15 protein-coding genes and 1 riboswitch are annotated in these 12,968 nt (G+C 52.4%); of the genes, 12 read left to right on the plus strand and 3 right to left on the minus strand.

Features of this window, described 5'->3' with window-relative positions; translation table 11 throughout:
* The first annotated feature begins 85 nt into the window (after positions 1 to 85).
* From CCB157_RS17630 to CCB157_RS09870, 6 genes are all read left to right on the plus strand, one after another.
* Positions 86 to 223: a hypothetical protein gene (locus tag CCB157_RS17630; RefSeq protein WP_158077275.1), complete on the plus strand. Its 138-nt coding sequence runs from the start codon at positions 86 to 88 to the stop codon at positions 221 to 223.
* Positions 224 to 860: 637 nt separating this feature from the next.
* Entirely contained in the window at positions 861 to 1,751 is an 891-nt protein-coding gene (locus CCB157_RS09850; RefSeq protein WP_077615727.1) for a class I SAM-dependent methyltransferase, read from the plus strand.
* Positions 1,752 to 2,044: 293 nt separating this feature from the next.
* A complete protein-coding gene (locus tag CCB157_RS09855) occupies positions 2,045 to 2,692 on the plus strand; it encodes a phosphatase PAP2 family protein (RefSeq protein WP_077615728.1) in 648 nt (215 codons plus the stop codon).
* Between the two features lie 152 nt (positions 2,693 to 2,844).
* A complete protein-coding gene (locus CCB157_RS09860; protein WP_077615729.1) occupies positions 2,845 to 3,360 on the plus strand; it encodes an acyl-CoA thioesterase in 516 nt (171 codons plus the stop codon).
* A 333-nt stretch (positions 3,361 to 3,693) separates the two neighbouring features.
* Positions 3,694 to 5,358: a CocE/NonD family hydrolase gene (locus CCB157_RS09865; RefSeq protein ID WP_077615730.1), complete on the plus strand. Its 1,665-nt coding sequence runs from the start codon at positions 3,694 to 3,696 to the stop codon at positions 5,356 to 5,358.
* 233 nt (positions 5,359 to 5,591) lie between these two features.
* The gene (locus CCB157_RS09870) at positions 5,592 to 5,696 is read left to right on the plus strand and encodes a YjcZ family sporulation protein (protein WP_077615731.1); all 105 of its coding nucleotides are present in this window, start codon (positions 5,592 to 5,594) and stop codon (positions 5,694 to 5,696) included.
* A gap of 253 nt (positions 5,697 to 5,949) precedes the next feature.
* Here CCB157_RS09870 and CCB157_RS09875 read toward each other — a convergent pair whose 3' ends face one another.
* Positions 5,950 to 6,540: an ECF transporter S component gene (locus CCB157_RS09875; RefSeq protein ID WP_077615732.1), complete on the minus strand. Its 591-nt coding sequence runs from the start codon at positions 6,538 to 6,540 to the stop codon at positions 5,950 to 5,952.
* A 180-nt stretch (positions 6,541 to 6,720) separates the two neighbouring features.
* A riboswitch (FMN riboswitch) is annotated at positions 6,721 to 6,853 on the minus strand.
* A 390-nt stretch (positions 6,854 to 7,243) separates the two neighbouring features.
* Between CCB157_RS09875 and CCB157_RS09880 the strand changes: the two genes are divergently transcribed.
* On the plus strand, positions 7,244 to 7,816 hold the full coding sequence (locus CCB157_RS09880; RefSeq protein ID WP_077615733.1) for a histidine phosphatase family protein: 573 nt from the start codon (positions 7,244 to 7,246) through the stop codon (positions 7,814 to 7,816).
* Here the strand turns inward: CCB157_RS09880 and CCB157_RS17305 are convergent.
* A complete protein-coding gene (locus CCB157_RS17305; RefSeq protein WP_143287000.1) occupies positions 7,799 to 8,068 on the minus strand; it encodes a hypothetical protein in 270 nt (89 codons plus the stop codon). The genes CCB157_RS09880 and CCB157_RS17305 overlap by 18 nt on opposite strands.
* Between CCB157_RS17305 and CCB157_RS18460 the strand changes: the two genes are divergently transcribed.
* A complete protein-coding gene (locus CCB157_RS18460; protein ID WP_439951317.1) occupies positions 7,991 to 8,746 on the plus strand; it encodes an alpha/beta hydrolase in 756 nt (251 codons plus the stop codon). The genes CCB157_RS17305 and CCB157_RS18460 overlap by 78 nt on opposite strands.
* Before the next feature lie 188 nt (positions 8,747 to 8,934).
* Here the strand turns inward: CCB157_RS18460 and CCB157_RS18060 are convergent, their stop codons facing one another.
* Positions 8,935 to 9,207 carry a hypothetical protein gene (locus CCB157_RS18060; RefSeq protein ID WP_077615735.1) on the minus strand — a complete coding sequence of 91 codons (273 nt, stop codon included), beginning with the start codon at positions 9,205 to 9,207 and terminating at the stop codon, positions 8,935 to 8,937.
* Between CCB157_RS18060 and CCB157_RS17315 the strand changes: the two genes are divergently transcribed.
* From CCB157_RS17315 to CCB157_RS09910, 4 genes are all read left to right on the plus strand, one after another.
* A complete protein-coding gene (locus tag CCB157_RS17315) occupies positions 9,088 to 9,627 on the plus strand; it encodes an MFS transporter (RefSeq protein ID WP_238594660.1) in 540 nt (179 codons plus the stop codon). The genes CCB157_RS18060 and CCB157_RS17315 overlap by 120 nt on opposite strands.
* 248 nt (positions 9,628 to 9,875) lie before the next feature.
* Entirely contained in the window at positions 9,876 to 11,036 is a 1,161-nt protein-coding gene (locus tag CCB157_RS09900) for an MFS transporter (protein WP_158077277.1), read from the plus strand.
* Between the two features lie 78 nt (positions 11,037 to 11,114).
* Entirely contained in the window at positions 11,115 to 11,450 is a 336-nt protein-coding gene (locus CCB157_RS09905; RefSeq protein WP_077615738.1) for a DinB family protein, read from the plus strand.
* 581 nt (positions 11,451 to 12,031) lie between these two features.
* On the plus strand, positions 12,032 to 12,928 hold the full coding sequence (locus tag CCB157_RS09910; protein ID WP_077615739.1) for a hypothetical protein: 897 nt from the start codon (positions 12,032 to 12,034) through the stop codon (positions 12,926 to 12,928).
* The last annotated feature ends 40 nt before the right edge of the window (positions 12,929 to 12,968 follow it).

A 12,968-nucleotide genomic window follows, 5' to 3' on the forward strand; every position in this document is an offset into this window, starting at 1 on the left:
CCACAAACTGGCAAACCCGGCTCGCATGTTTTCGTGAAAAAAACGAAAACTATATTTGAACCGAAAAACGCGGAGGTGGTACACCATGAAATGGCATTGGGGCTCCATGCTTGCCGGCGTCGGCATCGGCGCGGCGGCGGTGACGATGATGAAAAACCGCAACAATAATAATATCCGCAAAATAGCCAACGACTTTTTAAAAAGCGACACGGGTGCGAAGTAGGAAAACATGCCAAGAGCACGCTGTTTGGATGCTGACTCATCAGGCCGTATGGGAACGGGCCTCTTTGGGTCAGTTTTTTTAAAGACGACGGCCTTGAACGCGTCCCAAGCATCAAGCGTATGCTTCGTTTTGGTGCCATCGGCTTTCTGCCGATCGTCGAAGAGAGCCGAAAAACCGCTTGATAAATGACTCAATGTCATGCCACAGACGTTCGTTTGTGTAAAAAGCGGAAGGCGTTCAGGATGCGCCGCCTGTCACTTCGATAACGCGCCTTGGCAAAGCGCGGCACGCAAGCCGATGGATTCTCCGTTTTAAGTTGAAATACGCCTCATTCACTGAAAAGCCGCCCGCTTTCCGGGCGGTATTCGTTTGGGTATAAGGAATGCTGCCGCATTTGACTTAAACGCTGGCCGAAGATTCGGTCCAACGATTGAATCCGGGAGGATCGATCTCCAAAAACATGCGTGTATCGTGGGGAACGATTTTTTTCTTCAGAGGAAAAATAAATACTTGACAAAAATTTAATTATATGTTATAATAAAAACATTTATTGAAATTTATAATTGGTTTGGTATACTTCTTTTTGGACGTCATCTCTTCGTTTCGAGGAGATAGGCTCTAAAAAGGAGGAAATGCAGTGCAAGCAAACCAAGTCAGTCTTACGGCCATCATGACCGCCTACTTACGCGCCTACCATGCCATGAATGACACCCCAAAAATTTTCGATGATTTTCTCGCCATTCATCTGATACCTGAGGAAAGACGGGCTCTCATTGAACAAGGATTTTCTAAGGCTCTCCAAGCTCAAGTTTCGGAAAGCGGTTTGGACAGCTCCGATCCGAAGTCTCTGAGGCCCTTATTGCAGGCCATGGGGCTGCCGCATGTCCTCAGCCGGTCACGATATGCGGAAGACCATCTTGATTTGGCTGTCAAACAAGGGGTCGAGCAGTATGTGATCCTCGGGGCGGGGATGGATACCTTTGCTTTTCGTCGTCCGGATCTCCTGCGCCAAATTCAGGTGTTTGAAGTGGACCACCCCGCCACGCAAGCCTTCAAACGTCAGCGGCTGGCTGAATTGGCATGGGAAATCCCATCACATCTCCACTTTGTGCCCGTGGATTTCACAAAGGAAAGTTTGGCCGATGCGCTTAAGAGAACTTCGTATGACGTGCAGGCGAAAAGCTTTTTTAGCTGGCTGGGCGTCACCATGTATTTGACCCGAGAAGAAGTGTTGGCAACGCTTCGTGCCATTGCCGAAATTTCTTCCGCCGGCAGCATGGTTGTTTTCGATTACTTTGTGCCTGAAGAAAATGCGCTGAAAGAGATGCAGGAAGATTTGCGCAAGATCGGCGAGCCGATAAAAACGGCTTTTGATCCGGCCACATTGGCTTCTGAATTGGAAGGTTTGGGGCTCCGTCTTCATGAAAACGCCAGCCCGTCCGCTATCCAGGAGCGGTATTTTCAAAATCGGACGGACGGTTATCATGCGAGTAAACATGTCCGCTTTGCGTTGGCAGTCGTAGAGTAAAAAGTTCTTCCTTATTCGATGATCATTTACGCCGGGTGAAGTGCCCGGTTTTTTTGTACGCTTTGTTCACCGAGTGGTTGCAGGCTTGTGCTACCCGCCGGCATGCTTGGCGTCGCCGATCGGCTTCCTGCTTCAGCATGCGGGAAGTATGTGCGGAGACATGAGGAAGGCAGCCTTGCTTCCGTATATAATAAAAAGTATGAATTCAAGCCTTTAAAACCTTGATCGGCCCATTCGCCTTATTTCACCGTTTTCGACGCCTTAGGGCGAAATGGGAAGGGGGGGACGACCCTTTGCAACGTTTAAGTGACCCGCGTCGTTTTCGTCGGCTTTGGCTTGCCGCTTTTTTCTTTTGTTTATCCGGTTTGGCCGTTTTGATTTTCGGGTTGGAACGGCATCGCTTGGCGGTGATCGATGCGCCGGTTTCGCACATGCTTCGCGCGGAGCGGCCGCAGGCGTTGACCGCGTTCATGGAAAGCGTCACTTTTTTTGGTTCCGATCTCGCGGTGTTGGGGGTGACCCTGGCGACCGCTTTATGTCTATCGGCTTTTAAACGGCGGCACGCGGACGCCCTTGCTTTTTTGCTCTGCACCCCCGGGTCCATTTTCATTTACAGGTTGCTGAAAGACGTTTTTCGTCGGGCGCGCCCCGCGGCCGAACATCTGGTGGCAGCCGGCGGATACAGTTTTCCGAGCGGCCATGCGACGATGGCGACGGCTTGTTACGGCATGTTCGCGTATCTCGTTTGCAAACATTTTTGCCGGAACGTCAAAGGAGTTATTTTGACCGTTCTCTTGGCCGGAATGTGGATTGTATTGATCGCGGCAAGCCGGGTGTATCTGGGGGTGCATTATCCGACGGACGTGCTCGCCGGCTTTTTCGTCGGGAGCGCTTGGTTGTTGGTGTGCATTTGGATCAACCGCCGTATCGAGGCTCCCTGATTTCCCATCGCCGTCCGGCGGCTTCGTTCAGGCAAGATCGCTTACTTTAGCGTTTTCCGCCAAGCTTCACGCGAATCCGCCTATCTATTCCGGTTGCTTTCATGAAAACGCTTCATTTATACTGAGTAAGGTGGAAGAAAGGGAGTGCCAAGATGGAAGCAAAATATGTGAACGAATCTCGCGCCGTCAAGTCGGCGCACGTTTTGCCGCCGGATACCAACAATTACAATACGATGTTCGGCGGAATCTTGATGGCCCATATCGATGACATCGCGGCGATTTCCGCGGCGCGCCATGCCCGCCGGCCGGTCGTGACCGCCTCGACAGATTCGGTCGATTTTCTTCATCCCATCAAAGCGGGATCGTCGGTCTGTCTGGAATCGTTCGTGACGTGGACGCATAAAACATCGATGGAAGTTTTTGTGAAAGTGATCGTTGAGGATTTGTTGACGGGGGATCGCAAACTTTGCGCGACGTCCTTTTTGACGTTTGTCGCTTTGGGCGAAGACGGAAGGCCGACCGAAGTGCCTCCCGTCATTCCGGAAACGGACGAAGAAATCATGCTTTATGAAAGCGCTCCATCGCGCTATGAAATTCGCAAACTAAGGAGAGAGGAAAGCCGGCGCTTTGCCAAAGTGATCACCGTGAAAAAGCCTTGGGAGCGGTGACGGAAGCAGCGAGAGCGATGGTGTTTGCTCTGCTAAAAATCAATCTCTGTGCCATCGGGATGCCTGGCTTTGCAAGTTTAGGAAAATCGAATGGCCGTCCGTCGGCCTGCCGAGCGGCATAACCATCGATCGCCTTTTCCGCAAACCAGGCGGGACGCTTGCTCGAACACGTAAAAAACAAATGATTGCCGCAAGGGTCCAAACCATCGTGTCGGCGACAGCGGCGGCACGCCGAACCGCGCCCAGTCTTCCGATCGCCTTTGCCCGTTAAAAGGAAAATCCGGTTTGCGCGGCGAAATGATATAGCCGAAAACAAAGACGGGAGGCAGCGCGATGATGGGCACTTATGACATAGAAATTCGCCGCGACGTCCGCATACCGCTCCGCGACGGCGTGACGCTGTCCGCAGATTTGTATCGGCCTGCCGAGGCGGGACGGTATCCGTCGATCGTCGTGCGCACACCGTACATGAAAAATACGAAGGCGAATCATGAAAACGGCTGCTATTACGCGCGGCACGGGTACGCCGTGCTGATCGTCGATGTCCGCGGCCGAGGCGATTCGGACGGCGCGTTCATTCCCTACCGGAACGAAGGGGACGACGGATATGATTGCATTGAATGGGCCGCGGAGCAAGATTGGTGTGACGGCAACGTCGGCACGATGGGCGGATCTTATCTCGGGCGCATCCAATGGCTCACCGCGATTAAACAACCGCCGCATCTCAAAACCATGATCGTCTCGGTCACTCCGTCCGACCCGTTTGTCGAATGGCCGACGGGGACGCCGACGCCGATGCACGTCTGCTGGTTGTACATGACGAGCGGGCGGATCATGCAAAACATTGATGTCATCGATTGGGAGGCGGTGTATAAACACCTGCCGCTCGTGACGATGGACGAAAAGACGGGCAAACGCCTGCCGCACTGGCGCGAAGAGCTCGAGCATACCCACCTCGATGATTGGTGGAAAGCGATCTGTTACCAAAACGCGTTTGATAAAGTCGATCTTCCGGTTTTACATATTTCGGGTTGGTATGACGATGAGCAGGTCGGCACGCCGCTCAATTTTATCGGCATGACCAAACACGCCCCGTCCGAACGCGCGCGCCGCAACCAAAAATTAATCATGGGTCCGTGGATTCACCAAATCAACACGTCGACGAAAATCGGCGCCATCGATTTCGGCCCCGATGCCGTGATCGATTTAAAAGGTTATCAATTGAGATGGTTTAATCGTTGGCTAAAAGGCGAAAAAAACGGCATTGACGCGGAAAAACCGGTCAAAATCTTCGTGATGGGGCGAAACGAATGGGTGGAAGAAGAGGCTTGGCCTTTGCCGAATACGAAGTGGACGCGCTTTTACCTTCACAGCGGCGGTCGTGCGAACAGCCGCTTCGGCGATGGCGTGCTCTCGATGCATCCGCCCGAAACCGACGAAGCCGAGGCCGATAGCTACGACTATGATCCGAGCGATCCGGTGCCGTTTATCACCGACATGGTGTCGAACCAAATCGGCGGGGCGGATGACTATTCGGCGATTGAACGGCGCGACGACGTTTTGGTCTACAGCACGCCGCCCCTAGACGCGGATGTGGAAGTGACCGGACCCGTTAAAATGGAGCTGTACGCAAGTTCCGACGCCAAAGATACCGACTTCATGGTTAAACTGTTGGACGTCCATCCCAACGGATTCGCGCAGCGGCTCACCGACGGCATGGTGCGCGCGCGTTTTCGGAACGGTATGGATCGCCCGGAATTGATCAAACCGGGCGTGATCTATAAGTTTGAAATCGATTGCTGGAACACGTCGCACGTATTTAAGAAAGGCCACCGCATCCGCATCGAAATCGCATCGAGCGCATTTCCGAAATACGACGTGAATCTGAACACCGGTGCGCCGCTCGGGAAAACAAGCGAGATGATAACGGCCCATCAAACGGTTTTTCACGATCCCGAACACCCGTCGGCGATCATCCTGCCGATCATCGAAAGGTAATCGGAAGCGCCAACAATGGGGAAGCGGTATGCGGACGGTTTGGAAGCGTGAGGCGCGCGTCAGATCGTTTGCGGGGCTTGAAAAAGCAGGCGTTTATATCCTTTGGAAGGCGAAAAAATCCGCTAAAAGGTTAAGAAATCCGCGAACGTCCAAACAGGCGAATCGCTCCGGCATAAGCTGTTAATGTGTGGTTTACCCCCACAAATCTGATTATAAAAAGGAGCGATTGACGAATGAGTTATGGTGGTGGCTACGGTTACGGCTACGGCGCCGGCTTCGCGTTGATCGTCGTTTTGTTCATTCTTTTGATCATCGTCGGCACGTCCTACGTTTGGTAATGAAAGTTCAAAACCACCCGAAACGGGTGGTTTTGGTTTCTCCCGATGAAAAAAGCGTTCAGGCAAAGCCCTGAACGCTTTTTAACGGGAAAGAAGAAATCACTTTTCGATGGAAATGGCGAAAAACCGCTCCGCAACGCCCGGTGATGCGATTCCGTTCATACATGGCGGAGGATACGGCCGCACCCCATGCCGGCCGAGGCAGGGAACGGATGAGGCATTAATGCGTTCCTTCCCGATCGGTCCCGCTTCGCTAAGCATCCGTTCGTAAGCGCGGGCGAAGGCGCGCGTAAATCGGCAAAGCGAGGATGGAGATAATAATGCCTTTGATGATGTTAAAGGGCAAGATCGCCAGGACGATCAGGCTGATCAGATCATGGATCGAATGGTTGGCGGCCTTCGCGAGCTGCACCGCTTGTTCAATGCTGAAGCCTAGGAAATAGGCGTACAACGGAAAAATAATAAAGTAGTTGGCGACGCTCATGACGCCCGCCATGACCAGGGTTCCCGCTCCCATGCCGATGATGAGCGAGCGCAGCGTTTTCCCCTTATGATAGATGTAAGTGCTGACCACTATGAAGAGGCTGCCGGCAAAGAAATTGGCGGCTTCTCCGATGACGGATCCCATCACGAAAGCGTGGATGATATTCTTGACCGCTTCGACGACGACGCCGGCGAGCGGGCCGTACATGATGGCCGCGATGAGCGCCGGAATGTCGCTCAGGTCGATTTGCAAAAACACCGGAATGAGCGGCAGCGGGAATTGCAGATACATGATCAAATAAGCGATCGCCGAAAGCAAGGCGACGGTAATGTTCCTTCTTAAAGACATTTTTTTCATCAGATCACCTCATTTTTGATTCTTTGGGTCGGGTCTGATGATGGGCTGCGGCGGAGTGCGGACTTCGAACGCGTCGTGCCGAAAACTTTTTACATAATAAAAACGCCCAAGGGACATTCCCTTGGGCGTCGAAGTTTTCACGGAATACGAAACGATCGGCTCCGAAAAAGCGCAGCCGTGCTCATCATCCTTCTCCCATCCAGACTATACTGTCGGTTCCGGATTCTCACCGGATCCTGCCTTGACGGCTCGCGGACTTAGAGAGCAAGCTCTCAACACCGCCGGTCGGGAATTTCACCCTGCCCCGAAGGAATGTCTTTAATTTTCATATCCATTATAACCACCTGGAATCGGTACAGCAAGCGATTTGTTTCGCCCTTTGTCGGCGCGGCCGCGGAGGTTTCGGATTGCCCGTCAAAAGCTGGACGCACCAAAGCCTTTGCCGCGGCTGAAATCGCCCGCTGCTTGGTTATTTCCCTGCCGGTACGTAAGACGGGGATGGCCGGCCTGAAACACGGGCGTTTTCATGCTGGTTCCACCCGATATTTTCAGGCAACGGGAAACTTGTCCTATATTCGTCAATATCTTTAGCAGCGACGCTCAATCGGCGCTTAATGCTTGCTGTTTTATATATTTTATATTGTTTAATCAATTAATAATTTATAATCGAATCAGGGCGATCTGTTCCGGAGGGAAATCGATTTATATGTTTACCCATTTATACTTTGTGAGGCATGCCCATTCCGCCTATACACCTGATGAATACGGAAGGCCGTTATCTGAAAGAGGGCAGGCCGATGCCAAAAAAGTCACAGCAGTACTTGAAAAGGAAAAGATCGATGCCGTCATTTCCAGTCCTTATAAACGGGCGGTGCAAACCGTAGAAGGCATCGCCGCATGCATCGGCAAAGAGATCGCCATTGAGCCGGCATTTAGAGAGCGGAAACTGTCCGCAAAGCCCGTCACGAATTTTGATCAAGCCATTGAAAATGTCTGGCGGGATTTCCGCTTTTCCTGGGAAGGAGGGGAGTCCAATCTCGCCGCCCAGGAAAGGGGCGTGCAAGCCACTTTGCAGGTTTTGGAGAAATATGCGGGCCAAAACATCGTCATCGGCACCCATGGCAATTTAATGGTTCTGATTATGCATTATTTTGACAAGCGGTTTGATTTTCATTTTTGGAGAGCCCTTGATATGCCGGATATTTATCGATTGACCTTTCAATGCACGTCGTTAAAAGGCGTGAAACGAATTTGGCATCGTTCATCGGGCGGTTTCTAGCGCCACCCGTATCAGGATTTTAAGGGCAATTTTTGAGTTTTTAGCAAAATGCGGAAAGCGAAACGCATCAATTACGGCCGTTTTGCGGAATTCCCCTAGAAACGCCATCATACGATGTATTGGCAAACTTGCGTCCTGTCCGTCCAAGGCAAAAGCGATGAGGCGCTGGCGATTCTGGCACGCGCCCTCAAAAGCGGGATATGGTGGCATCCGCATTTGCTCGCCCATGATCCTGATTTCAAACCGCTGCAAGAATCAGAAGCCTTTAAGAAGATTATTAAACTGTGCCAAGAAAAATTGGAAAAGAACAAGGGCGGCATCCCGGCGCGGCTTTTCGAATACGGCAGGACGCGAAGGCGGCGATTTTTTCCTTGCATTGGCGGAATTCGAATGTCGAGGAATTTGCGCCTTATTGGCTTGATGAGCGAACGACCGACCGCTACCTTTTTGGTTTTCCGCAATCGTCGCAAATCTGCGGCTATAAGGCGTATTGTTGGGATGACCGCGAGACCGCATGGAAAGATATCGAGCGGACCTATGCGGCATTTAAAAAAACGCCGCGCGTTCGGCACCGCCATCCTCGCCGGCGCTTCCCAAGGAGGGGTTCTCACCGTCGAGCTCGGTTTCCGCGCCCTGTTTTTGGACACAAGCGGTTTTATCGCGGCCGTTCCCGCCATTAAAGACGTCTCCTCAATAGAAAAATCGATAAAAGAAAAGAGAAGGAAGGATTTAAAAGGCTGCCTGATCACAGGGGACAAAGACCCTTATTACCAGAAAACGCTGGAGCTGGCGGCGCTTTTTGAAAAAGAGGGGATACCGTGCCAATGCATTGTAAAAGAAGGAATGGGCCACTTTTTTCCCGAAGACTTTCCCGTATTGTTGGAACAGGCGGTCGAGTTCATTCTATACACAACCGGCCGGCCGGAATAAGCGGCCCGTCTCAATTTGTAACCAATGTCGGCGGAACTTGCGGCGTCTATCATGCTGGCGCTGCCGGTCGGCTAAAAGGCGGTCGCTTTCGTCCCGCAGGCGGCCGAAGCCGAAAATCGGTCTCCGGACAGATTTTTAAAGCCTTGTTCTTGCCGGCGGCACATATCTATGAAATATCAGCATAAATATCAGAAAATATAGAAAATTTTTTTAATCGGGAAATCGGCGACCATCCTCGGGCAAGCGGCCGCCGGCTTCGTCATCGCCGGGATCGGGATCGGGGCCGGTTGGACGTTGTCCGCGGAAGCCTTTTCTTTTTTCTTCGCCGCCGCCTGCGTGGACTGAGCCGCCAAACCGAAGCGGGCGTCCCGCATGCCGTCCGCAACGAAATCAAAAGAAGCGGGGGAAACGCATTCCTTCTGGGGCAAATTGAAAAGCGGCCGGCAATATTCCAAAATCATCCGATGATCTATGCGTTGGTGTTGAGCGCCATGCTCGTTAACATCATTTCCTACATTGGCCCGCTCTACCCGGCCTTCGTGAAGGTTCAATTGCGGAGCGGGGCGGAAGTCTACGGGCTGATTCAGGCCGCGTCGGTCATCTGCGGCATGCTCGGCGGCTTATTGACCGGCCTGCTCAGCAGACGTTTCAAAACGGGCCGTTTGATGGGGGGATCTTTGCTGTTCGCTGGCTTTTGCCCGATCGGCATCGCCGTCTCGAATTCCGTCCCTTTGACCATGGCTCCGCGCTTTGCGCAAACCTTCTTCACCAATATGGCGTCGATAGTCATGATTTCGGCCCGGCTCGCCTTGGTCGAAAAACTTACCGCGGGCGCGTGTTCGGCATTTCGCAATCGTTCGCCATGCCGCTCAGCACTCTGATTGCCGGTATTCTTGGCGACCGCACCGGCGTATCCGTCCTCTTTCCCTTTGTGGGTGTTTGGGGTCATCGGCGTCGCGGCCTTCGCATTGGTCAATCCGAATATCCGAAACTTAAATGTCAAGGAGTCGTAAAATTTTTTACCAAAACATGGGGGGATCTCGGTGATTGCGCTTCTCAGTTCATGGTCTTATCTAAAATTATGGCTTGCGCAGGTCGTCTCCGAGTTCGGGGACGGCCTTACGAAACGTTGATCATCATCCTTGTCGCGACTCAATCCGACAATCCGTTCATCATCGGTTTCGTCATCTTTGCGCAAATGCTTCCGACCGCGGTTTTCGGGGTATTCATGGGTCCTCTCGCCGACCGATTTTCCAAGCGGTTGATTATGGCCGGCATGGATATATATCGAATGATCATCGTGTTGCTGATGCTTTTCGCTCAACACCATGTTTGGCTGATTCTCGCGCTCATCGTGCTGGAGGGCGTCGGGACGTCGCTTTTTGAACCGGCACGTTCCGCATCCATTTCTTTATTGGTGAAAAAGGAAAAACTGGCCGAAGCGGTCGGGCTGTCGCAAGGGACCGCGCAGGCGATGATGATCATCGCTCCCGCGGCCGCCGGGCTTTTGTTTTTGCTGAAGGATAACGATTTGATTTTTATCATCGATGCGTGCACGTTTATCGTTTCCGCCGCGATCCTCCTCACCATTAAAGAATTGAACCGAAAGAGCGAAGAAAACGGACCGGGGCGGGAGACCGAAGGCTATTTGCTGTCGATCGGCCGGGGAATCCGGACCGTCTTCGGCCTTCCCGTATTAAGATTTTTGATTCTGTTTTTGATCCCGATGACGCTCGCCGCCGGTGTGTTGAACACCAACATCAATGCCTTGTTTTTGATGGAATTAAAGGTGCCCGCGGCGAAATTCGGATTTTTGGACGCGACGGTCGGGATGGGCGCCGTTCTTGGGGCGCTCGCTTCCCCCTATATCATTAAACGGATGCGGCCGGGCGTGATGCTTCTCGCGAGCACCGGCGCGATCGGCATTTGGATGTTCCTTGCCCTGGTCTTGCCGCATTTTTCAGAGTTGTTCGGTCTCTCTCCCGTCTTCGTCTGGTCGTTTTTAGTCGGCGGTTTGAACGCGCTGTTGAACGTTCCGGTGAGCGCCTTGTTTTTGGGCATTACCCCGCAGGAATTTTTGGGACGCGGCTCGGCGATATTGCAAGCGACCGTCAATTGGGGGCAGATGGCAGGCATTTTGCTCGGCGGGTATGCGGCGAACCTTGCCGGTACGCTCTATGCGACGGCGGGGACGGGCGTCTTCATGGTTTTGGCTACCATGGTTTTCCCCTTCCTGCGCGGATTTAAAGATCTTTATCGCGTCAAAAGCGAAGCGGAGCAAGTGGCATGACTCACAACTAGCAATCGTGTCGTGACGGGGGACGTCCTTCAAACGTGCGAAAATCATTTTTTCCGGGGGGACAATGAAATGGGAAAATCGCGCTTGTCCGTGTTTCAGTCGCTCAGGGATTATAGTTGGGACGCGGAGTCCTGGTTTTTGCCTATGGCTTCCGCCATCGAAGGAGTCACATCCGAAGAAGCATCATGGCGGCCGCCTGGCGGAGGCAACACCATTTGGCAAACCTTGAACCCTCTCAACTATTATAACGCGTGCATTTTGGAAAGATTGAAAGGGCGTTCGCCTGACCCTTCGTTCATCACGAATACGGCGACGTTCGGGGCGCCCGGCGACCCGGATGACCGCGAGGGATGGAAACGCGACGCCGCACCCGCGACATCGCTGAGTGCATCCAAGAAGCGCTGAGGAAACTCAAGGAAGAGGATTTGGACAAAGACGCCTTGAGGAAACGCTCACTGCCTGGATCATGCATGATGCTTACCACACCGGCCAAATCGTCTTGCTCCGGAAGATGCAGGGCACCTGGCCGGCGGAGAGGAAATGATTGTTAAGAAGACATCGATGCCGGACGCCGGGTCCGGGTGACCCGCGGATCGGCGCCGACATTGATTTGGTTCGCCGAACGCTATGAAGGGCGGGGCGGTCGCGCCGGAAACCCGCACGCTCGGCTTCTTCCCGCCCTTTAAGACAAGCGGCAATCGATGCGGCGACGGGGCTGGCTCTAGGCTCGACACCCTCGTCTGCCGATGACGGAGCCGCGCAATCGCACCTTTTCCGGTATTACACCGAAGCAAAAATCCGCCATTTCCACATCACCGCTTTGGACAGTCCCCCCTTTTTGGGCCACCATGAGTGTTATGATAAAGACGGAGAGAGATCCGCGCCAAATTGAAAGCGCTTAACCATAACCCGGAAGGCTCAACTTGACGCTCGGAAAAATGCCGCAAGCCAAGGTGTTGTAAAAATAAGCGGGAGGGGTTGATCGAATGAAGGTCATCGATCTTACGGCTTTCCGTAGAAACAAGTGGATTGGAAACGACCGCGAGCAGCTTCGAGAGGCGGATGATTATTACGAGTATTGCTTCATTCCCGAATATGAAATGGCGTTTGACGAGTTCAAAATCGACGGCGTTCAAGTAAGGGACATCATTGCGAACATCTTGACCTTGAAGTCCAAGACGTTGCTCGTCAGCGTTTCCTTTCCGAAACCTTGTGAGATCCCTGACATCATCGACTGGTTTGGAAACCATATCGTCTCTTTTAATGAAAAAGATGCGAAGGGATATTTCGCGGCACAGGCGGCGGAGATCCTCGATGGCGTCCGCTTAAGAGGAGAGCCCGTCGTCTTATGCAAGAGGGGCCGGAAAAAGCTTTATTACGATCCAAGCGAATTTGCGGAAGTAACGGAACATTATCACTATTTTTACCGACAAGTGGATCCCGGAAAAATGGCTGAAATCGAATTTATGACCATTGATGAATCCATTGATGAAAACGTCGACGACATGATGACAGAGAAGGATTGGTTTGAACTCGACATGCAGGCTCTGGGGCTTGACAAAGATGATGTGTTGGACAGTTCATCTACTCTTCCTGAGGATGATTGGGATGAAGAGGACGACGAAATTAACGAAGATTGGGAGGAAAAGCTTGCCAGGGTATCCACCCTTCGAATATTAGATTCGGAGTTTAGAGGAAATAACCTTGCGGTGGCTGTTATAGCCGATGATCCCATTGAATTAGAGGGCACGGGGGCATTAAATTGTGCCAAGGAATATGCGGAAGATAAAGGTTTTACCACCTTTGTTAAAGCAGACGATATCGAAATTCGCGGGCAGAATGAACCTTGCCGCCGAATATTCCATTTTATCTCAGATGAATAGGCCGTTGAGGCCGTGAGGGTGTGACCCGGCGTATTGGAAG

The sequence above is a fragment of the Caenibacillus caldisaponilyticus genome, from assembly GCF_002003465.1.
Classification (GTDB): domain Bacteria; phylum Bacillota; class Bacilli; order Bacillales; family Sporolactobacillaceae; genus Caenibacillus; species Caenibacillus caldisaponilyticus.

What these genes read in the sequence shown, in the direction of transcription:
- CCB157_RS09880 (WP_077615733.1), top strand. Translation starts at nt 7,244, where the DNA reads ATGTTTACCCATTTATACTTTGTGAGGCATGCCCATTCCGCCTATACA.
- CCB157_RS09860 (WP_077615729.1), top strand. Translation starts at nt 2,845, where the DNA reads ATGGAAGCAAAATATGTGAACGAATCTCGCGCCGTCAAGTCGGCGCAC.
- CCB157_RS18060 (WP_077615735.1), bottom strand. Translation starts at nt 9,207, where the DNA reads ATGATTTTGGAATATTGCCGGCCGCTTTTCAATTTGCCCCAGAAGGAA.
- CCB157_RS09910 (WP_077615739.1), top strand. Translation starts at nt 12,032, where the DNA reads ATGAAGGTCATCGATCTTACGGCTTTCCGTAGAAACAAGTGGATTGGA.
- CCB157_RS09865 (WP_077615730.1), top strand. Translation starts at nt 3,694, where the DNA reads ATGATGGGCACTTATGACATAGAAATTCGCCGCGACGTCCGCATACCG.
- CCB157_RS17630 (WP_158077275.1), top strand. Translation starts at nt 86, where the DNA reads ATGAAATGGCATTGGGGCTCCATGCTTGCCGGCGTCGGCATCGGCGCG.
- CCB157_RS09905 (WP_077615738.1), top strand. Translation starts at nt 11,115, where the DNA reads ATGGGAAAATCGCGCTTGTCCGTGTTTCAGTCGCTCAGGGATTATAGT.
- CCB157_RS09870 (WP_077615731.1), top strand. Translation starts at nt 5,592, where the DNA reads ATGAGTTATGGTGGTGGCTACGGTTACGGCTACGGCGCCGGCTTCGCG.